This window comes from Bacillus pumilus (assembly GCF_038738535.1).
Lineage (GTDB): Bacteria > Bacillota > Bacilli > Bacillales > Bacillaceae > Bacillus.
Genome location: NZ_CP046128.1, coordinates 191,671 through 214,114, shown reverse-complemented (window position 1 = coordinate 214,114; position 22,444 = coordinate 191,671). Strand labels below are relative to the sequence as shown.

Here is a 22,444-nt window from a genome sequence, read left to right as displayed (position 1 = left end):
ATTTGCGGATCAAAGCAGCAGGGCAGACAGAAAGTACGCTCACTCAAGAGGCGATCCACAAAGCCTATTACCAGCTCATGAGCAGCTTTGATACGCTGCACGGCGGGTTCGGCTCTGCGCCAAAATTCCCTGCACCTCATATGCTTTCATTCTTGATGCGCTATTACGAATGGACTGGGCAGGAAAATGCGCTATATGCAGTCACGAAAACGTTAGATGGAATGGCAAATGGCGGTATATACGACCATGTGGGTTCAGGTTTTTCTCGTTATTCAACAGACGAAAAATGGCTTGTGCCTCATTTTGAAAAAATGCTGTCTGATAACGCCTTGCTGATGGAAGCTTACACAGAAGCATATCAGCTTACTCAACAGCCTGAGTATGAAAAGCTTGTCCAACACCTGATCCACTTTATTAAACAAGATATGATGAATCCGGGCGGCTCCTTTTATTCAGCGATAGATGCAGATTCTGAGGGGAAAGAAGGACAATATTACGTCTGGTCAAAAGATGAGATCATGACTCATTTAGGCGAGGACCTCGGCGCTTTGTTCTGCGCAGTCTATCACATCACTGAAGAGGGGAACTTTGAAGGGGCGAACATCCCTCATACCATTTCAACCTCTTTTGATGACATCAAAGCCTCTTTCTCGATCGACGACCATACGCTTCAGTCCAAGCTTCAATCTGCCCGGCACATTTTACAATCTGTCAGACAGCAGCGGCCCGCACCGCTTGTCGATGACAAGGTGCTCACATCTTGGAATGCGCTGATGATCTCTGCGCTCGCCAAAGCAGGAAGGGTATTCGGTACAGAGGAAGCCATCCGCATGGCGAAGCAGGCGATGTCTTTTCTAGAAACACACCTCGTCCAACATGAGCGGCTCATGGTCCGCTATAGAGAAGGTGACGTGAAGCATCTTGGCTTTATCGAGGATTATGCGCATATGCTTTCTGCCTATATGTCCTTATACGAAGCAACCTTTGAACGAGAATGGCTGGAAAAAGCCACAACAGTAGCTGAGAACATGTTTGAGCTGTTTTGGGACAAGGAAAAAGGGGGCTTTTTCTTCTCAGGATCAGATGCGGAAGCGCTCCTCGTTCGAGAAAAAGAAGTGTACGACGGCGCCATGCCTTCTGGTAACAGCACCGCACTCAAGCAGCTTCTCACGCTAAGCAGACTGACCGGACGTCAGGACTGGCTGGACACATTAGAGCAGATGTTCAAAGCTTTTTATGTCGATGTCTCTTCCTATCCAAGCGGGCACACAGCGTTTCTGCAAGGACTCTTGAGTCAATATGCAACAAAAAGAGAGATCATCATTCTCGGGAAAAACGGTGATCCTCAAAAAGAACGACTTTTACAGGCGCTTCGGAAACGCTTCATGCCATTTGATATCATATTGACTGCCGAAACAGGGCAGGAATTAGCGCAGCTCGCACCCTTTACAAAAGATTACAAAACAATCGATGGCAGAACCACTGTGTATATTTGTGAAAACTACAGCTGCCGCCAGCCCATTACCAATATCGACGAGGCGATGGAACAATTATTCCACGATTGAGTTTGTCATAAGATGACTATGAGAAGACAAAATGAGGACAAACAGATAAAAAACATGTCAATCCGCTAACAAATTGTCTGTACGGTTTTATTTTTCCTAAAAAACGGTTAGAATGCGCACTAGATGTTCTCATACCGAAGGGAGAGAAAATGATGAAAAAGGTATCATACACACTCATCGCTTGTTTGTTATCTGTTGGGCTTGCAGCCTGCTCGTCAAACGATACCAAACAAGATAAGCAAAACGATTCAGCCAAAAACAAGGAAACAACACAGGCTGACCAAAAAGAACAGCAAAAGCAAATGGAAGAGATGCAAAAGAAATTAGACGCACAAAAAATCGATGATCAAAAGGTCGTTGCGACCGTCAACCAAGACAAAATCACAGGTAATGAATATAATAGTGCTTTATCGACCATTCAAGGCCAGCTTCAACAATCAGGGCAAGACCCAACATCTAAAGAAGGCGCAAAAGCAGTCAAGAAACAAACCATTGATGCGCTCGTAGGTCAAGAGCTCATCCTGCAAGATGCTGAGAAGAAGGGCATCAAAGCCTCTGACAAGCAGGTAGATAAACAGCTAAAAGAAGAAAAGAAACAATTCAAAGACAACGCTCAATTTGAAGAAGCTCTTAAGAAAAGCGGACTCACAATGGATCAGCTGAAAAGTGACATTGCCGACAGCATCAAATACAGCCAGTATGTCGACAAAGAAATCAAATCAGCGTCCGTCTCTGAAAAGGATGTCAAAGCGTACTATGATCAATACGCAGATGAAATGAAAAAACAAAAGCAAAAAGCACCTGAATACAAAGAGGTTAAATCACAAATTAAAAAACAGCTAGAATCTCAAGAAAAGCAGAAAGAAGTACAAAAAGAAATTGAAAAACTAAAGAAATCTGCGAAAATTAATGTATCTCTGTAACAGCTAAGAAAAATCCGCCATTGTGCGGATTTTTTTTCGTTACTTGATGAACTGTTTTTCCAAAATTATGACAAAAGCCTCATCATAAACGTCTCTTCCATCCGATATGATGGGAGTACAAAAGAAAGCGCTATCAATTCTTTTGTCTCTTAAAAAGTACAAGATCAAACGCCGATCTCGTACTTTTGCTTCAGTCAATCGGATAACGACAAGAGGAGGATCTTTATGTTCAAATGGTTTAAACCCGCTCCGCATATCGACAGGCTCGATGATGCCAAAACAGATGAGACCTATAAGCGGCTGCGGCTGCAAGTCTTTTTAGGCATCTTTATCGGGTATGCGGGCTACTATTTGCTGCGCAAAAATTTCGCTTTTGCCATTCCTTATCTACAGGAAGAAGGGTTCACGAAAAGTGAATTAGGCTTTGTACTCGCAGCTGTCTCTATCGCTTATGGCTTTAGTAAATTCATCATGGGGATGATCTCAGACCGCTGTAACCCAAGATACTTTTTAGCCACCGGACTCTTTCTATCAGCCCTTATCAATATCCTATTTGTCTCATTTCCATGGGTGACGTCAAGTGTATGGATCATGTTCTTATTCATGTTTTTAAACGGCTGGTTCCAAGGCATGGGGTGGCCGCCATGCGGACGCACGATGGCGCATTGGTTTTCGGTTAGTGAACGTGGAACGAAAATGTCCATTTGGAACGTCGCTCACAATATCGGCGGGGGAATTCTTGCACCGCTCATCACCTTAGGGATCGTGCTGTTTGCGACATGGAAAAGTATCTTTTTCTTCCCTGCCATCATTGCCATTATCGTCTCTATCGTGATCATTCTACTCGTCCGGGATACCCCGCAATCCGCTGGCCTTCCGCCAATCGAGGAATATCGCAATGACTATCCGGCACAGCAGTATGAAGATCAAGAAAAAGAATTAACAGTGAAAGAGATTTTATTTAAGTATGTACTCAACAATAAATTCCTTTGGTATATCGCCATTGCCAATGTCTTTGTGTACTTCGTCCGTTACGGTGTCGTGGACTGGGCGCCGACCTACTTAACAGAAGCAAAGGGCTTTTCACCAGAGCATTCACGCTGGTCTTATTTTCTTTATGAATATGCAGGCATTCCGGGGACATTGTTGTGCGGCTGGATCAGTGACCGATTCTTTAGAAGCCGCCGTGCACCAGCGGGCGTCCTCTTTATGGCTGGGGTGTTAATTGCGGTGCTCGTTTACTGGTTAAACCCTGCTGGCAATCCAATGGTCGATAACATCGCCCTTATCAGCATCGGCTTTTTGATTTACGGACCTGTCATGCTCATTGGACTTCAAGCCATTGACCTCGCTCCTAAAAAAGCGGCTGGCACTGCGGCCGGACTCACTGGCTTCTTTGGCTATATTGGCGGCTCTGCCTTTGCCAATGCGATGATGGGCGTCGTCGTAGATCACTATGACTGGACAGGAGGCTTCATTTTACTGGTTGGTTCTTGTGTGCTTGCGATTGTCTTCCTGGCGATGACATGGAATACAGGGAAGCGCGTAGAGCAAGCTTAATGAAAATCACATAAAAGATTCATATCCACCCAACATGCCCTTTACATCTATTTCTTATGATGAAGGCAGTTACCGTAAAAGGAGGATAAAATATGAAGAAAAGTAGATTACTTGCTTTCGTGTTGCTCTCTTTTGCTTTACTGTCTTTTGCGTGGGTGCCGACCACCATATCGGCACATGAACATCTTTTATCTCCAGATCGTATTCTAACCGTTGCACACCGCGGAGCATCAGGGTATGCACCAGAGCATACCCTGGCTTCCTACAAACTCGCCACAAAGATGAATGTGGATTACCTCGAACTCGACCTTCAAATGACAAAGGATGGACACCTCATCGTCATGCACGATGAAACCGTTGACCGGACCACAAACGGAACAGGCTGGGTCAAAGACCTCACACTTGCCGAAATCAAACAGCTTGATGCCGGTACATGGTTTAACGAAGTCAATCCCGACAGACAAAATGCCAACTATATCGGACAGCGAGTACTCACATTAGATGAGGTGCTGCGCTATTTCGGCAAACGAGAGAATTATTATATTGAAACAAAAAAACCGGACCTTTATCCGCAAATGGAAGAGAAACTATTGGCCGCCTTAAAGAAACATCATCTTCTCGGAAAACATACGAGAAAAGGGCAGGTCATCATCCAGTCCTTTAGTCAAGACAGCCTGCTAAAACTACAGAAACTAGCTCCACGCCTTCCAAAAGTACAGCTATTAGACAGAACCCAAATGACGTCCATCACAGATGATCAACTCGACTTCATCAAATCTTATGCAGTGGGTGTCGGGCCAAACTTTAGAGCATTGACACCTGAAAACGTACAGCAGGTCAGAAGCCACGGACTCCTCCTCCACCCATATACGGTAAACAACGAAGCAGACATGACCCGTTTACTGCAATACGGCGTCACCGGTCTTTTCACCAACTTTCCAGATGTCTTTAACCGTGTGAAAGCTTCACTCTAAACAAAAAAAGCCTTGCGGTCCATCCCGCAAGGCCTTTGATTATTTTACCGTTTGATCAGAAGAAGCTGTTTCGATCGGTTTCCGTTTCCCAATCCCAAAGACAAAGAAGCTAAGCGCTACTACAATCAAGAACCCAATTGCCACAATCAGAGAAATACGCGTATCCTGATTAATAAGCATAAACACAAGCACCATCAGTAAGAAACCGATTGTTAAATAATTAGAAAACGGCGCTAGCGGCATCTTGAATGGATGTTGATCAAGAGCAGATCCCTTCGCTTTTCTAAAGCCGATATGACTAATCAAAATCACAAACCAAGGCACCATACCAGGAAGTACACTCGCACTATACACATAGACGAAAATGTTTGGTGGCGCAACATAATTGAGGACAACTCCTATCGCTAGACCAATCAGCACAGCAAATGTCCCAAAATACGGCACGCCATTCTTCGAAATTTTGGTGAAGAAAGCAGGCGCCTGTCCATTCACACCTAATGTATAAAGCATACGTCCCGCACTGAAAATCCCACTATTACAGCCTGACATCGCTGCTGTAATGACGACAAAGTTAATAATACCAGCAGCTGCTGTAATCCCAATTTTCGCAAACGTCGCCACAAATGGACTGCCAAGGGTATTCAGCTGATCCCAAGGATACACTGTCACAATGACAAAGATCGCACCGATATAGAAAATCAAAATACGCCAGATGATACTTTTGATGGCATTGGTCAGCGTCTTTTCTGGATTTTGTGCTTCACCTGCTGTAATCCCAATCAGCTCTACCCCCTGATAGGCAGCAATGACAAGCGACAACGCAAACAAGAATCCGGTAAATCCACCTGTAAAGAACCCGCCGTGCGCCCACAGATTAGACAAGCCAATAGGCGTCCCGCCATTTCCAAATCCAAAGAAAATAATGCCTAGACCTGCAATGATCATCAAAATAATCGTCACAATCTTGATCATTGCAAACCAAAATTCGAACTCACCGAACGATTTAACCGAAATCAAGTTGGCCGCTCCCAAAATAATCATCGCGATTAAACCTGGAATCCACGCTGGCAGGTCTGGGAACCAATATTTCATATAAGCGCCTACTGCAATAATTTCCGACATCCCGACAATGACCCACTGGAACCAGTTACTCCAAGCTGTCATATACCCCGCAAGCGGATGAATATATTGATGACCAAATGTAGCAAATGAACCTGTACTCGGTTCAACGTATAACATTTCTCCCATCGCACGCATAATAAAAAAAATAAAGATACCACATACTGCGTACGCTAGAAGAACCGATGGACCTGTCCATTGAATGGCCTTGGCTGACCCCATAAATAAGCCAACACCAATCGTGCCGCCGAGTGCGATCATTTGAATATGGCGGGCACTTAACCCTCTCTTTAATTCTTTTTGAGCCACTTTTCTTCCCCCCTCATCAACAAACAACATAAAAAATAAAAATCAGAATGTTCATTCTGATTGAGAAACATCAATCTTTCGTTGTATATTATCATAATAAATCTACCCTTAAAAAACAATTGTTTTTTTGAGGGAAACACTATTATCAAAATATTCCGACATAAAGAGATGTTCAAATTGTTTTATATTGATATATTGAATCAAAGGGTGAAAGTCATTTCAAATCTGATGACTTAATAGGAACTGACCGCCTCTTATATCAACCTCAAAGGATCGCAATCCATTTTTATGCACCATTTTCTCCTTCTCTCGATGACAAGAAAAGTCATTCCGGAAAGCGCCGGATCTTTTCTTTACATAACAAGTAAACCCATCATTTTCCGGTATCGCCACTTTGACATTTGCTCCTGTTGAAGTAGATTTAAGTGAATCTAGCATGTTTGTAGAATGAATCTGTATCCTTCTACCTGTTACATGCAGATCAACGTCCAAAAAAGCACCCGTCAACTCAACCTTTGACGATGTGGCGTGCAGTAATAATCTCTGCGCGACCAGCTGCCGACTAGAAATAAGTCCACCTACTGTCTCTAAATGGAGATGCTTGATTTCACCTGATAGCATCGTCTTTCCAGAAGTTAAATGACAAGAGACATTTTCCACCTTCAGCCTCTCTGCCTGAAGATTTGCTCCTTTACAACGAAGAGATATGGACTGTAATTGTTGTTTAGGAAGATAAATATCTACATCAGTTTTATAAAGGTGAAACCCTAAGCTGAGTATTCTTTTTCGTCTATCTTGAATGACTAAACGTCCTTCTCTTACCTGATGATGCAGCAAATAGCGTTTGGGAAAAGCTTGATTGGTCGTTTGACGAATGAATAGATAAGGATGATCATGATGATGAATACGCACCTCTCCCAATAGCCAATCCAGCGATAATTCTACGACCGATTCTTCAATTTGAATCGTATGCTCCACAATGTCTCCCTCCTTTTTTCAACGCGGCTCATCTCCCTTGAAGCCGGATGATACTGCCCCATAATTCCAAGATCACAATGAGAACGGCTGCGATCATGACTCCTGACAGAATGAAATTCATTTGATCATTTCCATAAAAAGCAATTAATAGGTTTCCTAAAACAGCACATAGAACAATCGCAGTCAGAATGGTCATGGAGGTAGATTTCTTCATTAACCCCACTCTCATCGCAATCATGCCAATACCGTTGATACAACAAGTAAACACTAGGTACGTTTTGATCACAGTGAACATCACATCAGCTGTCAGCGCATCCTGAACAAGGGGGAAGAACGATTCAGTGACACTAAACACAACAAATGAGGGAATGATGCTACACAGCATTGCAATCGTAGAAAAGCACAGCATCCAGACCATTCTCGAAAGGAGTGATGCTTTCAGACTTGATGAATGAGGTTCATGCTCTTTCAATGCAGTCACCATCACTCGACAATACATCAAGGCTGTGACGATCGAAAAAAAGATCATCCATACTATACTGGTCAACAAATAGATATTCGGATATTGCTGAAAACCTATTTCCTGTTCAACCTGTGCAACAAACGCGACAAAATAAATAAACACCAGCAGTACAATGCTTGCAATCATACTAGCTTGAATATAATGTTTCATATGGCTTTTTCTTAGCTCAAGTTTTATGTAGTGAAGCATAAGGCATCCTCCTATGAAATGAATTTTTCTTTTTGTCTCTTATCTGACCATTTAGGTTCCAGGCTGATCATATCCACCAATTCCAGCATAATGCGCTGTGACCTTTTGAATAAATAGATCACTCACTACATCCACTCCAAGCCCTTTCATCATCTGTTGTAAAAACAGCAAACGCTGACTAGTTTCCTGTTGATCACGAGCAAATAGTGTTGGATTCAGCCATATATTCACGAGAAGCATAAACACTTCTGCCACTTCACCAGGAAAAGCAGTCTTCATCGAACCATCATCAATTCCTTCTAGAATGAGCCTTTTAATTTTAAGCGCATCCTGATTTACTCCTGCCTTCATCCCTTCCACCACAAACTGCGGGTTTTTGATCTGATCAACTAAGATTCCATCAATTGAGTGAGACTGTGGATCTGCCACAAGCTTCTCTAAAATAAGCTGCAGCTTCTCTTTTGCATGAACTGCCTCTGTATGCTCAATCAGATCTTCAAGCTTCTCTGTCGCATGACGAAATTGCCGATCCATCACGGCACGTAATATTTCTTCCTTCGATTTGAAATGATGATAAATAGCACCCTTAGACATGTTCAATTCATGGATGATATCCTGCAAACTCGTCTTTTCAAATCCTTTTTCCTGAAACAGCTTCGTCGACACATCTAAAATTTGCTGGATTGTCTTTTCTGGATACTTATTTCTGGCCAAATGAAACGCCTCCTCTTAAATACCGACCGTCGGTATGTATTTTAATCTACTTCATGATAAACTGTCAATATAGGTTCTTTATATAAAATAAATAAAAAAGACCGCTCACACGGTCTCCTCAAGCTCAAACTGTAAATTCACTGGAACATCTGGCAATGCAGAATCCTCCACCATATTGGTTGTAGGTGTCTTCTCATTCACTTCCTCAAATCGAAACCCATCTGCCCATACCGTTCCCTTGCCGCTGAGCAAGACACCAAAATGAATGGATTCACTGTGAGAAGGGATATCTAAAACAATCGCATATTGAAATGAAAATGAGAATTCCCCACTATTTCAGGCACCTGCCTTAATACAGCTCATCCATCAAATGCGACTCAAAATAGAAAATCGCCTCTTGCGTGACAGACTATACATCATCTCGCTCACCTCTACTTGATCATAATTGCGGTCATGATCTACTTTGAATAGATTCAGCTATTTTTCCTAGAACACTTTCCTCTGATAAATAGCAGTAGAAAGCCCCCAAGACAGCAGGTAGATAAGCATAATCAGCACAGCTGACCCAGTATATAAAATAGGTATCGATAATTTCATGATAAAATCTGTGATCCCACTGAATTGCTCCGCTAAATAGGCAACAAATGGCGGTCCTATACCAGATAAAAGGATAAAGCCAATAATCACTGCCGTTGTGATATAGCCAGGCTTCAAGATATAAAACAATGGAAACGTACACGCCGCAAACAATAAAAACAGCCCGCTGCCAATCGCAATATCCGTCAGCGAAAACAGCTTCCCAAAAACAAATAAAGCAGCACTTGTCAGCCCGATTGCGATAATCATATAGAAAACGGCACCAAGATAACGTGATGCGATAATTTCTTTACGTGTATAAGGCAAAGAGTTTAATAGAATATTCGTTTCTGCCTTCTCGTCGTACGCATATGTGTTAAAAGGAATGAAGAAACTAGCGACTAGAAACGTCAATGCCGGATGCGCATCCATGAGAATAAAAAATAAGATAAACGGAAGGAAAATAATCAGCTGCTTTTTCTGCAAAATCACATCACGCTTAATTAAATGAAACATGCGCCACCCCGCCTTTCAAATAAAACATGATATCCTCAAGCGACGCCGGTTCGATCACAACAGCGTCTCCAAAAATATGATTCACTTCACCGATCCGATCTGTTAATGCTTCAAACCCTGCTGCTGTACGCTGAATATGGACAAAAGCCTTTTCTGTGTCTCGATCCAATAAATCCAGGTTTCCTTTCACCAGCGCATAATTCTCCGCTACATCATGAACCGACTGTTGAAAGACCAATTGTCCATTTTGTATAAACGCAATATAATCCGCAATCCGGTCTAAATCTGTTGTCATATGTGTTGAGAAAAATATGGTCCGGTTCTCATCAATCATTAACTCTTGTAACGTTCCTAACAGCTCTCTTCTAAAAACTGGGTCTAAACCGGCTGTTGGCTCATCCATGATAATCAGCTCTGCATGATGTGATAGCGCAATCGCAAGTGACGCCTTCATCTGCATCCCTTTTGAGAATGTTTTGATTGCTTTATGCAGGGGCAGGCCAAACTGTTCAATATATTGATGGAAAAGACGGTCATCCCAGCGTTTATAAGCAGGTGCCACAATCCGTTTAATGTCTTTTAAATTCAAACCTGGGAAAAAAACGTTGGCATCGTAAACAAAGCCGATTCGTTCCTTAATCTCTTTTTCATGGGTGTGATAATCTAATCCGAAAATCTTGACCTCACCTGAATCTGGTTTTAACAAATTCATGATCATTTTAATGGTGGTCGACTTACCGGCTCCATTTTCCCCAATAAACCCTGTAACAAAGCCTTTTTTGACCTGTAAATCAAGATTCTGAACAGAAAAGTCCTTGAATCGTTTTGATACTCCTTTGAATTCAATCACATGCTCCACTCATCTCACTCCTTATACAAGAACTTTAATAACTGCTGCAATTCATCAAAAGATAAGCCTAATTCCTTGCCGTTTGTGACAACCGCTCCAAGCTGATCCTCAATCACCTTCAATTTTTTCTCTCTCATGACCTCTAGGTTTTGTTCCGCAACAAATGATCCCTTGCCTACAATCGAATAAATAAATCCTGCCTTCTCTAACTCTTCATATGCTCGCTTTGTTGTGATGACGCTAATTTGCAAATCCTTCGCCAGCTTTCGAATAGACGGCAGTGCCGAGCCTTCCGCCAGCTCCCCCGTTAAAATCATCGATTTGATTTGATTCGTAATTTGCTCATAAATGGGCTCCTTAGAGTGGTTTGAAATCGTAATCTGCATATAAAAACCTCTTTTTTCTGTACTGGTGTTTGGAACGAAATATTGTATATACACTATATACACATTATATACACACTGAAAGAATAATCAACCATTTTTTGATTGCAACTCAACTAAAAAAAACCGCACAGCTCTTCAGCTATGCGGCCTTCCCCAACAAAATTCATCTCCAATACACCCATTTTCCCATCATCCACTCCACCGGACCTCTTCTCCATTTTTTCAAATAGAGATAGCTGATGAACAGCTGTGCTGTGTACAGTCCGACAGCGAGCAGCAGTCCAAACATTGACCCCATCTGTCCAAATAGACCAAGTCCATAAGAATAGAAAATTGTTGTACAAATGATCGACTGCGCCAAATAATTTGATAGGGACAAACGGCCAAGTCCTGCAAGCAGACGTTTGAGGCCTTGAGCTGCTTTCGAATAGTAAAAAACAATAAACGCTTGAATATACCCGATCGCCAGCACATAGCCACCGAGAATCATAACGAATTCACTCCAAGGCGCATCAATGAACGTCGCACATTTTAGCGCAAGCCCGACGACAATCATCCATACCCAGCCTTTGCGATAGGCCATTCCTCGATCTTCTTCTGTCAGATGTCCTCGTTTACCAATCACCATGCCAAGCAATGCGAACGGACCCACCATCATCGTACCGAAAAGAAACCCTAGTATCGGCATAAGCGTAATGGTCACGATCGCCAGAATAATGGTCACAATCAACATATCGTCTTCAACCGTAATCCGGCTGAGCAAAATATCTCCATATGCACCCTTCGCATACACATCGGTTAAAAAATCATCATTCCCATAAACAAAGTTCATCATATATGGCACAACGACTAAAGACAACGCCCCTAACACACCCGACCAAATAAGCATTGTTTTGATTCGGCTGCTCAAAAACATCATCAAGAAAAACGTACAAGCTCCATAATAAAGAAGAATGTCACCATTCCAAATAAAGATGTAATGCAGCATCCCAAGCACAATAAGACCAAAGCCCCGGCGAACGACAATGGCATTCGTATTTAGTCCCTTGGCTTTCGTTGATTCAATCAGCTTGATAAAAGAATACCCAAACAAAAAAGAGAATATCGGATAAAACGACCCTTGGAACAAAATTTCCGTCAGATAAACTCCGAATTCCTGCCCCCAAAAACTCGAATCAAACATTTTCTCAAAATCATAATCATATTGAAAATTAAGCATATTCACGATCAAAATACCTAATAAACTAAAACCACGCAAACTATCAATGAACTCAACCCTAGATCCCTTCAACACGACAGCTCCTTCGGAAAATATAAAAGCATATTTATCCTACCACACTTTCAAAAAATTGGTCTCTACACCCATGTAAAAACATGCGTTTTAAGGTAAATTTAATAAAAAAACCTAGAATATACATTCTAGGTATCTTACTGATGAATTATGAATGATGATTTTCTTCTTTCCGCATCACACGTTTCAAATAAAACAAAATCCCCAATCAAAAAAAATCAACATCAGCTCCCAGTCTGCAGGAATCGGAAACCATTTCAATATCATTAAAATCAACAAAACCGCTCCAATCCCTGCGAAAAAAACCGCGTTTCTTTTTAATTCTTTGTTTGATAGAAACAACACTCTCTCCTCCCTTACACTTACTAACCAATTGAATGTTTTTCTAACTTTTCCTTTGATCTGAAGGATGAATCCACGGAAGGTGCTCAGGCCAATTGAGTTTTTGCTTTTCCACTATTCATCCTCCTTTTCCTTTAGCTGAAAAGCGATAATTTTCCCTAATGCTTCCTCTGCAGCAAAAGGAGTGACGCTGCCTGTTGGATTTTCTTGTTCTTGTTTTAAGCACTCGTACATGTTTTTTTCAATTTTTGATGGATCAATCCAAGAGATACACCATGATGCCCAGAAACAAGTAGGTCCCTCATAACGTTTAGCCAGTGCCAGAAGGAATGGCAAGCTGGGCTGTCCAATCCTCATGAGTGACATGGCAGCGGCCATTCTTGTATCCTCTTCGTCACTTTCTAATAGCTGGGCTAGCGGCTCAGCTGCTTCTCCCGCATCTGCTCCAAATTCACCAAGTACAGCTGCTGCAATGTTCCGCAGAGATCCTCTTTCTTTTAAAGCCTCAACAAGGACGGGCACTGCATCTTTTCCGAACTTTCTCAATTCCCCTATTGCTTGAATGATCGTTACTTCATTTGTATTTGCCAATTGTTGAACTGATTGAGACAGCTTATTTTCTGGTTTCATTGACAATCAACTCCTCTTTTTAATGAACCGCACGGTATCGATAACAAAGCACATAAAATACAGCTCCAGCCACTAGGGATACAATTGCTGTCAACAAGCCATCAGTGAACAGATGAATGCTAATAATGACCACAGCACTGATCACAGACGCAAATAGCAATGATCGATAATAGGCGGCCAAAGCAAAACTCTTTTCTCGTCTCAGAGGCTGCATAAAGGCAAAGAGCCGTATGACCAAAAACCATATATAAACTCCTCCACCAAATAAGGTCCAATACAATACATCCTGAATCTCAACCAAATAAAGTGAAATCAAGTAGAACGCATACAGCCAAAAGGTTTGAAACACTTCTAACAGAATGATTTTTTGATATAAAGCGCCTGGAAAAAGATAGAGCACTCCTGTTTGTGCGTGTCTTACAATCCCCGCATAATATGAACTAAAAAGAACGGATGCAGCGATGACGATTAAGAATAGATTCAGCCAATCTGAAAAATAAGTAAGGACGACATAGTAAGTACCAATTAACAGCATGGTAGATAACAAATGGAAGGTCGCATACTTTTTTAGCAGCAATAATTCAATCCAAAGAAAAGCCCAGCTGCCCGTTAATGACGGAAGCCCCCACCACGTCTTGCCCTTTTTTTGAACGATTGGACTTGATTGAATATGTTTCCCCTCAAATTCTTCCCAAAATACTGCCTCCTTGACTAAAGACTCCTTCATCTCTAAACGATGACTAGCCTTGTACATCATCAGGAAAGATAGGAACATTACTCCAATAAAGATGAAGAAAGAAAGAATGGAGAACTCTTCGAACATACGTCCAGCTTGAAACATCAAAGAATCAGCAATGTTCATCAAGAAGGGCTGTTTCATCATGAATTGATTCAAAACAAGCAGTGCAAAGAAGCCAAACATCAATACAAAACCGAGTAAGAGCAGGCGCTTGTATACTCGAATGGTTCTAGCACAAGACATCGCAATCATCCAAGTTTCGATCAAACATAACAGCCCTGTCAGGATGAGTGATTTTCCAAGCAGAAACGGGTACTGCTGCGTCATAAAAAACAGAAGAAGATCCGCAGCCACAGCAGAGACAATGAGAAGAGCCCCTCGCCAAAAAATGTGATACAACCATACACTGATGACAACTGTCCATAGAGAAGCGCCATTTCCATATAACCAAATGATATCGTTCATTTGACTAGGGAGTCGATTTGTAAACAAGCCAAACCCCGTATAGAGAACAAACAAACTGACAATGATCCATCCAGCTGCAACCGTATTCCAATCACCCATACTTGAAACTGCGCTTAGCTGAAAACCAATTGCCGCAATGAAAAGAAGTAAGATCACAAAAGGCATTTTCTTTTCTTGATTTTTACTGATCAAGCGCCTTTGAGATTTCATCCATAAAAGGGAGAGTGTGTTATTCACTTGACCACTCCCCCAGAAGTTGAATGACTTCTGCCCTCCACTCAATCTGTTCTTCCTTTAATTGAGGAACATCCATATTCTTCATGATGGCACCGTCTCGAATCAATACCACCCTGCTGGCCGTATCGAGAACGAACTCCAGACTATGAGTCGACACAAAGACCGACCCACCTTGACTGCTTTTTTGTCTCAGCCAATCCGACAGCCACTGTTTTGACGCAATATCTAACCCAACAGTCGGTTCATCTAATATAAAAAGGGAGGCATCTTGAACAATGGCCCCTGCTAAGACGACACGCTGCTTTTGACCTCTTGACAGCCTTCCGCACAGTTCGTTCATCTTTTTTTCCATATGTACTTCTTTCAACGCTCCATATACCTTTTCCTTGATCTGTTTTAAGCCTTTATGATATCCACGAGCACGGAACTGAACATGTTCAGCAGCCGTTAAGTCTGGATACAAATACGGCTGATCAGGAATAAGAGCTACTTGTTTTTGGACATGGGAATGACCAGGCGGGAAACCCTCAATGAGAATTTCCCCTCCATCTGGTTTATATAGACCCGTTAAACACCGAATCGTTGTCGTCTTCCCGGCGCCATTCGGCCCAAGCAGCGCCACAACTTCTCCTGCTTCTATGGAAAATGACAGGCCCTCTATCCCATCACCATTACTGTATCGTTTGCTTATATTCTGAACCTCCATGAATGGCATCAAATCTCTCCCTTACTATTAGAGTGATGTATGCTTATCTATGGTGTGTTATAAGATGAAAAGCGAATGTCATTAGACCCACTAACCACTTACCCTAATATTACCATATAGAGAATAACAAGGTAATAGGAATGAGGTAATCTATTCTATGTACAACGGATTAAGAAAATATATCATGTACAAAATAAAAAAAGATTAGGCGACAGTATCCTAATCCTTTATCTATTAAACAGTTATTCCCTCAAACCGCCCCATCACCCAAACCCATCTCCTGACACGCCCAAGCATCCACCTCTACCTTCAAAGCAGGAGAAGCCAAGGCAACTACATAAATCATCGTCATACAAGGCAGATGATCACCTAAGAACTGCCCCATGATTCGCACTCAGCATCGAACTCTCCCACGAGATAAAATACTAGTTTCGTTATATCTTCCACGGCCATATCTGCCGCTTCTACGTTTCGTTTCACATTCTCTAACGCTAGTTCGAGCTGCTCCAACGGGCTCTCTGGGATTGTTCCATCCGCCTCCATTCCCACTTGACCTGATAGGGTTAACCACCGCTGTGGTCCAGTTGTCTCTATTTGATGGGTATATGGTGCGACTGGCGGGTGAATGGTCTCAGGATTACGTGATGTTCTCATGAATAAAAACCCCTTTTCTGAAAATACAGTCAATTTTTATCCATCATATCAAACTTTCTACCGTATTCAGATTTTTATGCTCATAGTAAACCTGAAGAAGCAATCGCAACAGCAACCTATAATTCTTGTTTTCTAAAAAGAAACCATCCAATGAGAAAAAAGATAACAATCAATACCGATACACCTAGAAAGCTTGTAAGAGTCTGATCCGAATAAGTCCCTCTATGAATCATCTCCTCTGCCGCACTTGTCACGCCTTTAGGCGCAAACTTCCCTAATGTATCCTCATAAAATGAAGGAACGGTAAATAGAATAAGGTTGATCACAAGCGATACACCGCCGGCTGTGACAGAACGTTGAAAGAACGCCGAAGCACAAATGGTCGATACCACAATCAGCAATAAATTTGGATAATAAAGAAGTGTTCCTTTTACCACATTGACCCAATCCACATGCCCAAATTGGATGTCCACATAATAAACGGAGGCAAGCACTGCCACCACCAAACTAAACAAGGTCAAACCAGCATAGGCGCATATTTTTGAGACATAATAACTCATTCGACTGATCGGCTTCACCATAATCATCGCCGTCACCCCAGAGGCACGCTCTCCCGCAATCGTCCCCATCACGATCATAATGAGAATAAAAACGCCAAGCGAATCGAACTTACTCAATGCACTCGCTAAAGCCTCACCAGCGCTAGGCTCTGGTATATAAAATGTGGACCCTTCAGGTAAATTAGCTGATTTCGATAAAAGATCCGGCAGCATTTTGAGCGTAATAGGCTGTGTGATCATTAAAATCGTAAAAATGATCGGCACAAATAAAATTTTATAACTAGTGAATAACTCCCTAAATTCCTTTTTCAGCATCATCATGCATTCACAACCTTCATGAAAATATCTTCAAGCGTCAGCTTAGATAGTCGATAATGGAGGAGAACACCGCCAGTTTCAGAGATGAGACCAGGCAGCTCCTTCAACGCCATTTGTTGATCGTTCACTCGCACCTGATAACCGTCCCCTGCCTCAATGCATTCCTCCATCCAATCCTGCTCTTTTAATAAAGCCACTAATTTCGTATTCTTTTGTTCTAATTGAAATTCAATCACTGGCTGGATATAGTCTTCTTTGATCTGTTTCATCGAAGAGGACATTTCAATTTTCCCGCTGTTGATCATGATAATATGATCCGCCACTCTTTCAATGTCATCTAAAATATGGGTCGACATAAAGATCAGCATCTCATGCTTTAAACGCTCAATCAAAGTCAGGACGTCTTTTCTTCCCATTGGATCAAGTGCAGACACAGGCTCATCCAAAATAAGAACCTTCGGGCTATTGATAAGCGCCTGTGCAATGGCGAGCCTCTGCTTCATGCCTCCGCTGTAGCTGCCTATGGCACGATCCTTCGCCTCATACACACGGCAAAGCTTCAGCAGCTCCTCAGTTTTGGAGCGAATGACTTTTTCCTCTAATTGAAATAACCCGCCAACCCAATGCATCCACTCCTGACCTGTCATATCCTGATAAAATGCAGGCTGCTGCGGACAATATCCAATCACATGACTGATGTCATCCATGTCCTTTATCACATCCATACCCGCCACCTTCACGACGCCAGACGTAGGACGAGCAAGCCCCGTCAGAATCCGAATCGTCGTTGTCTTCCCCGCTCCATTGGCTCCTAAAAATCCTACACAACCAACCTCCCCAACAGAAAACGAAACGTTTTTTAAAACTTCATGCCGACCATACGATTTCGTCAGCCCTTGACACTCCAGCATATTCAAGCAAATCCCCCCTATTAAGATTGTTTACGACCAAAAATGAAATACGCAATAGGACCGGCACTCGCCACAAACACAATCACCAAAGCCCAAATCCACTTCACCTCTCCTCTGATCCTAGATGGATCTCTTTTCAGCAAATCAAACAAACCAATCACCATTAAAATGGCTTGCAGCAAAACGAGAGGTAAAATCATCTTCATATCCATCCACGCCACTCCTTTTTCATAACCAATTTGTTTTGATATCACTTCTTTTGACGACATGAAGAGTGAATTCGTTCAAATGGATTTTATTTTTATCGATCGAGTGGTCTATAAGATATAAAAAAGCCCAGTGAAAGTAAGTTCACTGGGCTTGCTTGTGATGGTCATAACGAATCCCGCAAAATCTTTTCCATCGTCTTTCCTTTCGCTAACTCATCAATCAGCTTATCTAGATACCGAATGTTTTTCATGGTTTCTTCCTCAATGTCTTCTACTCGAACACCACAGATGACTCCTTTGATTAAACTGCGGGAAGGATGAAGCTCAGGGGCCTCGGCAAAGAAGTTTTCAATATCTGTCTGTTGATCCACCCGTTCCTGCAGCTCTTCCGGACTGTACCCTGTTAACCAACAAATAATCGTATCGACTTCAGCCTTTGTTCGTCCTTTTCTCTCTGCCTTTGCGATGTAGAGAGGATAGACTTTTGCGAAGCTCATTGTATAGATTTTAGGTTTGGTCATGTGTTATTCCCCTTTTCTTTCTTAAAGTACTTTTATCCATGCATTAGAAGATAGTTACCCTCACGTTTTTAATCTGCCTAACCTTTTATGTCCAATCTAGTAATGAGGAATCTAGCTACAAAATAAACATTACAATAATAACCATATATACATAAATTATGATATAATTACTCGTTATCAACATGTGAAAGGAAGATGAAAATTGTCTAATTACGATTTTCATGCATTACTTCAACCATTAGAGTTTGAAGTGTTGGTATGTGATGTAGTCTCTCAAAGAGAGAACGTTCCCTTTAGAACCTTTAAAGAGGGGCGAGATCAAGGCATTGATGGTTTTTATACAGACGGTAAAACTGAAACCGTCATACAAGTAAAGCGTTATGCTCAGCAATCTTTTAAGCCTTTAATACATTCTTTAAAGCAAGACCTACAAAAAGTTCGCAAATTAAAACCAGATCGCTATATCTTAGGGATATCAATGGAGTTAACACGTCAACAAACGAAAGATATTGTTGAATTATTTAAAGAATTCAATGTGACTGAACACGATATATTAGATAGGGTTGAATTGAACAGACTCCTTTCACAGCCGACTTACAGAAAAGTGATAATTAATCAACCAAAGCTTTTAATTCCAAATTCAAATGTGCTTGAACACTTGTTAAAAGAATATCTACATAGTCGTATTTATAGAGAGTCTGCCTATAGATTAAAAGATGCTTGTAAAACAGCAAAAACTTTTATACCTTCAAAAGTCTATAGATCAGCAGTTTCGAATTGGGACATTAACCGAACTATCATACTTTCCGGAGAACCAGGTGTTGGAAAAACAACAATCGCTCAAATTCTAGCTTTAGCCCATTTGTATCAAAATCATTTAAACGGATTTAGATGGGTATACTCAATCGATGATATATACAGTATGTTAGATGAACACCAAATACAAGTTTTTATTTTAGATGATTACTGGGGAAGTATCCTCGAAAAAGAAAAGAATAAAAAAGAAGAAGAACGCTTAGCTAAGTTAATAAAGGATATCGAAAATTTCCCTAATGATACAAGATTAATTATTACAACAAGAGAATATATTCTTCAACAACTCATTCATAAAAGTCCTTTACTAAAAAAAGTATTTGATAACTATACCTTAATTTGCAACTTGGAAGCATACTCCGAGAGTGAAAAAGCAAGTATTTTATTTAGTCGTCTCTACTACTCAAAACTAAATTATGAGCATGTTAACTATTTGCATCTTTATACAGATGAGATTGTATATCACGACAATTATAATCCAAGGGTACTATCACTATTTTTAGATCAAAAACCTCAAAGTTATGAAACACCAGAAGATTACTTAAATCGATTGTTAAATTATTTAGATTGTCCAAGTGATTTTTGGAGAGATATTTTTGATAATTTATCTAATGAAGCAAAGTTTGTAGCTTTTTTACTACTAATTACTTCAACACCTTCATTACAAGAGGATGTAGAAGTCTGCTACAAAAATTCTTTACATTATTATTTCAATGAAACGCACACGAAGAATTTAAGTGAGAGTCTTAGAGAACTTGAAGAAACCATGATCAAGACCGTTTATGATGATGAGTATGATGATATCTTTATATATTTTATAAACCCATCAGCACAAGATTTTCTGCTTGACTTCTTGAAAGAGAATTGTGAACAATGGATTCCCAAACTACTGCCTTGCTGCTCCTTCTATAATCAATTATTGTTTCTATTTAAGAATGTATCACCTTCTTGTAGTTCAAACATTAGTGAACAGATCATACAAAGTTGTATAGAACATTATGATGATTATACAACTAGTTTTTCAGAAAACGATAATATATGGAATATTGATATTTTAGAACAAGAAAAGGGAAGCTTAGATAGATTCTTTGATTTACTTAGAATTTATCTAACACAAAATCAAAAACAACCGAGACTTTATAAATTTTTAGAGTATAAAATCAATCAGTACTGTATTGATATGGGGAGTAATGGCCCTAAAGAATATCAATATAATGATTTGCATAATTTACCTGATTATATCGTAAGTTGCACAAATATTGGAATGGCTTTTAACGGATATAAATTAATAGATAAATACTTCAAAAACGCCTTTAGTGTGTTTCATTATAAAGCGATGGAACGTTTTCGAGAAATATTTCCTAAGGAGTACGAAATATTTTATGAATCTTTTAACTCAAAAATTAGAAAAAATATAAAACAATTGATTTTTTCAGAGTTGGATTTTTTAGAAGAATACTGCATGGATGTAGAATTAGATATGTTAATTGATAGCATTCCTGATTTATGTGACTTTTATGGCCTTCAATACTCAATAGAAATGGATAAACAAATTGAGCTTTTATATGGACGCTCACCTACACGAATAAATAATGACCATTCAATAATGAACAGACATTCGCCAACTGATAATTTAAGTGAACATGACGTAAGTACAGTAAAATATAACGCATATGATTGGATGTATGGAAAGGAAGAAGAATTAATAGAAAATGATGAAGTTATCGAACTTATATCAAAAAGCAAACTTTCGAATGGTGTCAAAGATAAATTAAATCTCGTATTAGACAATAATTCACCAGTTTACATCTATCAGTTACTAAATACGAAAGAATCTTTGAATTTATTAATCGCAACATTAGAAAAAGACGGTTCAATGCTACCTGAGAGAGAAACCGACTTATATATGAAAACGTTAACCTATTTAACCCAAGGTGATTCTACATTATTAATAAATTTAATTGACTTTTGTATTGATTCATTTTGTTCATTCATGTATCGGGAACAACCTTTATTTCGAAAAAGGGAATTTTTAAAAAGTAACATTTATAGAGATCATTTAGCAGATAACCCTCCACTCAAAAATATTGTGTATGAACATTTAATATTAGAGGATGAACAGTGGTTACGATTTATTAATATTCCATTATTCGTCGCTTGCTTTTCGATGAGTATAAGTTTTAGCATTGATGATGATGAATTACTAGAAATCTACCCCGAAATATGGGGTGAAAATTCAAAAAAAATCAAACGAATAAAGCTGGAGAATGGAAAAAAATTATCTGAACTATTTTATCCTGAATTTGGAGAATACTACATCTATAACAGTGAGTGGGAAAGCATATTATATAGGCTTTTCGAAGAGTTAACACCATATCATTTTAATCAATTCTATGTTGAACCTGCCATTAAGCGATTTATGAAGCAATTAGGAGATGGCGATGAATCATCAAAAGTATTAAAACTCATGTCTACTATGGAGTTGTTATTAGAATATGAACAGCATGATAAAATTAATCATATCGGCCAACAATATAGTATTAATGACGAACAAAATCTAATAGAGAAATTAGGAATAGCTGATTTTGATTTTTGGGATTTGCCTTCGATTCCCCAAAATACGTTTACTTATTTAATTAAAGGTGACTTAATAAAACGTAAAGCACATAATTGGGAAGTGCCAATTTACAAAATAGAGAACATCTGTTTAATAAAAGAGCTTGGAGTTTATAGTTACTCATTAACATCCATAAAAAAGATTGAAAATCTCCTTAAACGCTTTGAAAATGGTGATTATTCGCAAATAATAGTAACCTAAACAAAAAACACCCCTTTAACAAATTCTCAAAGGGGTGTTTCATTATAA

Annotated in this window: 20 protein-coding genes and 2 pseudogenes; 5 read left to right on the top strand and 17 right to left on the bottom strand. The window is 40.2% G+C overall.

The window, feature by feature from the left end:
* Nucleotides 1-77: 77 nt before the first annotated feature.
* The 4 genes from GKC25_RS01200 (at nt 78) to GKC25_RS01185 (ending at nt 5,022) form a co-directional block, all read left to right on the top strand.
* Nucleotides 78-1,565 carry a thioredoxin domain-containing protein gene (locus tag GKC25_RS01200; RefSeq protein WP_316250409.1) on the top strand — a complete coding sequence of 496 codons (1,488 nt, stop codon included), beginning with the start codon at nt 78-80 and terminating at the stop codon, nt 1,563-1,565.
* Between the two features lie 152 nt (nt 1,566-1,717).
* Nucleotides 1,718-2,488 carry a SurA N-terminal domain-containing protein gene (locus tag GKC25_RS01195; RefSeq protein WP_034664379.1) on the top strand — a complete coding sequence of 257 codons (771 nt, stop codon included), beginning with the start codon at nt 1,718-1,720 and terminating at the stop codon, nt 2,486-2,488.
* 225 nt (nt 2,489-2,713) lie between these two features.
* Complete coding sequence (gene glpT / locus GKC25_RS01190) at nt 2,714-4,048, top strand: glycerol-3-phosphate transporter (protein WP_034664381.1); 1,335 nt, start codon at nt 2,714-2,716, stop codon at nt 4,046-4,048.
* Nucleotides 4,049-4,140: 92 nt separating this feature from the next.
* Nucleotides 4,141-5,022, top strand: coding sequence for a glycerophosphodiester phosphodiesterase (locus tag GKC25_RS01185; protein WP_034664384.1), 882 nt, complete (start codon nt 4,141-4,143; stop codon nt 5,020-5,022).
* Between the two features lie 39 nt (nt 5,023-5,061).
* Here GKC25_RS01185 and GKC25_RS01180 read toward each other — a convergent pair whose 3' ends face one another.
* The 17 genes and pseudogenes from GKC25_RS01180 to GKC25_RS01100 all read right to left on the bottom strand — a co-directional run bounded on the left by GKC25_RS01180 (nt 5,062) and on the right by GKC25_RS01100 (nt 18,765).
* Complete coding sequence (locus tag GKC25_RS01180) at nt 5,062-6,450, bottom strand: amino acid permease (RefSeq protein WP_106038472.1); 1,389 nt, start codon at nt 6,448-6,450, stop codon at nt 5,062-5,064.
* Between the two features lie 219 nt (nt 6,451-6,669).
* Nucleotides 6,670-7,428: a DUF4097 family beta strand repeat-containing protein gene (locus GKC25_RS01175; protein WP_187704298.1), complete on the bottom strand. Its 759-nt coding sequence runs from the start codon at nt 7,426-7,428 to the stop codon at nt 6,670-6,672.
* 28 nt (nt 7,429-7,456) lie between these two features.
* Nucleotides 7,457-8,140: a bacitracin ABC transporter permease gene (locus tag GKC25_RS01170; RefSeq protein ID WP_187704297.1), complete on the bottom strand. Its 684-nt coding sequence runs from the start codon at nt 8,138-8,140 to the stop codon at nt 7,457-7,459.
* Between the two features lie 51 nt (nt 8,141-8,191).
* Nucleotides 8,192-8,824 carry a TetR/AcrR family transcriptional regulator gene (locus GKC25_RS01165; RefSeq protein ID WP_080869585.1) on the bottom strand — a complete coding sequence of 211 codons (633 nt, stop codon included), beginning with the start codon at nt 8,822-8,824 and terminating at the stop codon, nt 8,192-8,194.
* A gap of 135 nt (nt 8,825-8,959) precedes the next feature.
* Nucleotides 8,960-9,163 (bottom strand): annotated as a pseudogene (locus tag GKC25_RS01160) (AraC family transcriptional regulator); the annotation flags it as partial.
* Between the two features lie 177 nt (nt 9,164-9,340).
* A complete protein-coding gene (locus GKC25_RS01155; RefSeq protein WP_034664396.1) occupies nt 9,341-9,946 on the bottom strand; it encodes an ABC-2 transporter permease in 606 nt (201 codons plus the stop codon).
* Nucleotides 9,930-10,805 carry an ABC transporter ATP-binding protein gene (locus GKC25_RS01150; protein ID WP_034664399.1) on the bottom strand — a complete coding sequence of 292 codons (876 nt, stop codon included), beginning with the start codon at nt 10,803-10,805 and terminating at the stop codon, nt 9,930-9,932. Before GKC25_RS01150 ends, GKC25_RS01155 begins: the two co-directional genes overlap by 17 nt.
* A gap of 5 nt (nt 10,806-10,810) precedes the next feature.
* Nucleotides 10,811-11,182: a GntR family transcriptional regulator gene (locus GKC25_RS01145; RefSeq protein WP_034664402.1), complete on the bottom strand. Its 372-nt coding sequence runs from the start codon at nt 11,180-11,182 to the stop codon at nt 10,811-10,813.
* A 163-nt stretch (nt 11,183-11,345) separates the two neighbouring features.
* A complete protein-coding gene (locus GKC25_RS01140; protein WP_034664405.1) occupies nt 11,346-12,473 on the bottom strand; it encodes a DUF418 domain-containing protein in 1,128 nt (375 codons plus the stop codon).
* A 456-nt stretch (nt 12,474-12,929) separates the two neighbouring features.
* The gene (locus GKC25_RS01135; RefSeq protein ID WP_187704296.1) at nt 12,930-13,445 is read right to left on the bottom strand and encodes a HEAT repeat domain-containing protein; all 516 of its coding nucleotides are present in this window, start codon (nt 13,443-13,445) and stop codon (nt 12,930-12,932) included.
* A 19-nt stretch (nt 13,446-13,464) separates the two neighbouring features.
* Nucleotides 13,465-14,886 (bottom strand): sporulation killing factor system integral membrane protein, encoded by a 1,422-nt coding sequence (gene skfF / locus GKC25_RS01130; protein ID WP_187704295.1) that lies wholly within the window; start codon nt 14,884-14,886, stop codon nt 13,465-13,467.
* On the bottom strand, nt 14,879-15,601 hold the full coding sequence (locus GKC25_RS01125; RefSeq protein WP_106038467.1) for an ABC transporter ATP-binding protein: 723 nt from the start codon (nt 15,599-15,601) through the stop codon (nt 14,879-14,881). The genes skfF and GKC25_RS01125 overlap by 8 nt, the downstream gene beginning before the upstream one ends.
* Before the next feature lie 241 nt (nt 15,602-15,842).
* Nucleotides 15,843-16,246 (bottom strand): annotated as a pseudogene (locus tag GKC25_RS01120) (RidA family protein).
* 116 nt (nt 16,247-16,362) lie between these two features.
* Nucleotides 16,363-17,127, bottom strand: a complete 765-nt coding sequence (locus tag GKC25_RS01115; protein WP_106031867.1) for an ABC transporter permease — start codon at nt 17,125-17,127, stop codon at nt 16,363-16,365.
* Nucleotides 17,124-18,041, bottom strand: coding sequence for an ABC transporter ATP-binding protein (locus GKC25_RS01110; RefSeq protein WP_095285889.1), 918 nt, complete (start codon nt 18,039-18,041; stop codon nt 17,124-17,126). The genes GKC25_RS01115 and GKC25_RS01110 overlap by 4 nt, the downstream gene beginning before the upstream one ends.
* A gap of 14 nt (nt 18,042-18,055) precedes the next feature.
* The gene (locus GKC25_RS01105; protein ID WP_095285888.1) at nt 18,056-18,247 is read right to left on the bottom strand and encodes a PLD nuclease N-terminal domain-containing protein; all 192 of its coding nucleotides are present in this window, start codon (nt 18,245-18,247) and stop codon (nt 18,056-18,058) included.
* A 161-nt stretch (nt 18,248-18,408) separates the two neighbouring features.
* The gene (locus GKC25_RS01100) at nt 18,409-18,765 is read right to left on the bottom strand and encodes a DUF2200 domain-containing protein (protein ID WP_106038462.1); all 357 of its coding nucleotides are present in this window, start codon (nt 18,763-18,765) and stop codon (nt 18,409-18,411) included.
* Nucleotides 18,766-18,967: 202 nt separating this feature from the next.
* On the opposite strand from GKC25_RS01100, the gene GKC25_RS01095 reads away from it, so the two are divergent.
* Entirely contained in the window at nt 18,968-22,396 is a 3,429-nt protein-coding gene (locus GKC25_RS01095; RefSeq protein WP_342689883.1) for a restriction endonuclease, read from the top strand.
* Nucleotides 22,397-22,444: the final 48 nt, after the last annotated feature.

Bases quoted from the DNA above. Each gene is read 5' to 3' on its own strand.
- GKC25_RS01135 (WP_187704296.1), bottom strand. From the start codon at position 13,445: ATGAAACCAGAAAATAAGCTGTCTCAATCAGTTCAACAATTGGCAAAT.
- GKC25_RS01145 (WP_034664402.1), bottom strand. From the start codon at position 11,182: ATGCAGATTACGATTTCAAACCACTCTAAGGAGCCCATTTATGAGCAA.
- GKC25_RS01195 (WP_034664379.1), top strand. From the start codon at position 1,718: ATGAAAAAGGTATCATACACACTCATCGCTTGTTTGTTATCTGTTGGG.
- GKC25_RS01125 (WP_106038467.1), bottom strand. From the start codon at position 15,601: ATGCCATTCATGGAGGTTCAGAATATAAGCAAACGATACAGTAATGGT.
- GKC25_RS01170 (WP_187704297.1), bottom strand. From the start codon at position 8,140: ATGCTTCACTACATAAAACTTGAGCTAAGAAAAAGCCATATGAAACAT.
- GKC25_RS01155 (WP_034664396.1), bottom strand. From the start codon at position 9,946: ATGTTTCATTTAATTAAGCGTGATGTGATTTTGCAGAAAAAGCAGCTG.
- GKC25_RS01185 (WP_034664384.1), top strand. From the start codon at position 4,141: ATGAAGAAAAGTAGATTACTTGCTTTCGTGTTGCTCTCTTTTGCTTTA.
- GKC25_RS01200 (WP_316250409.1), top strand. From the start codon at position 78: ATGAGCAGCTTTGATACGCTGCACGGCGGGTTCGGCTCTGCGCCAAAA.
- GKC25_RS01115 (WP_106031867.1), bottom strand. From the start codon at position 17,127: ATGATGATGCTGAAAAAGGAATTTAGGGAGTTATTCACTAGTTATAAA.
- GKC25_RS01100 (WP_106038462.1), bottom strand. From the start codon at position 18,765: ATGACCAAACCTAAAATCTATACAATGAGCTTCGCAAAAGTCTATCCT.
- GKC25_RS01105 (WP_095285888.1), bottom strand. From the start codon at position 18,247: ATGGATATGAAGATGATTTTACCTCTCGTTTTGCTGCAAGCCATTTTA.
- glpT (WP_034664381.1), top strand. From the start codon at position 2,714: ATGTTCAAATGGTTTAAACCCGCTCCGCATATCGACAGGCTCGATGAT.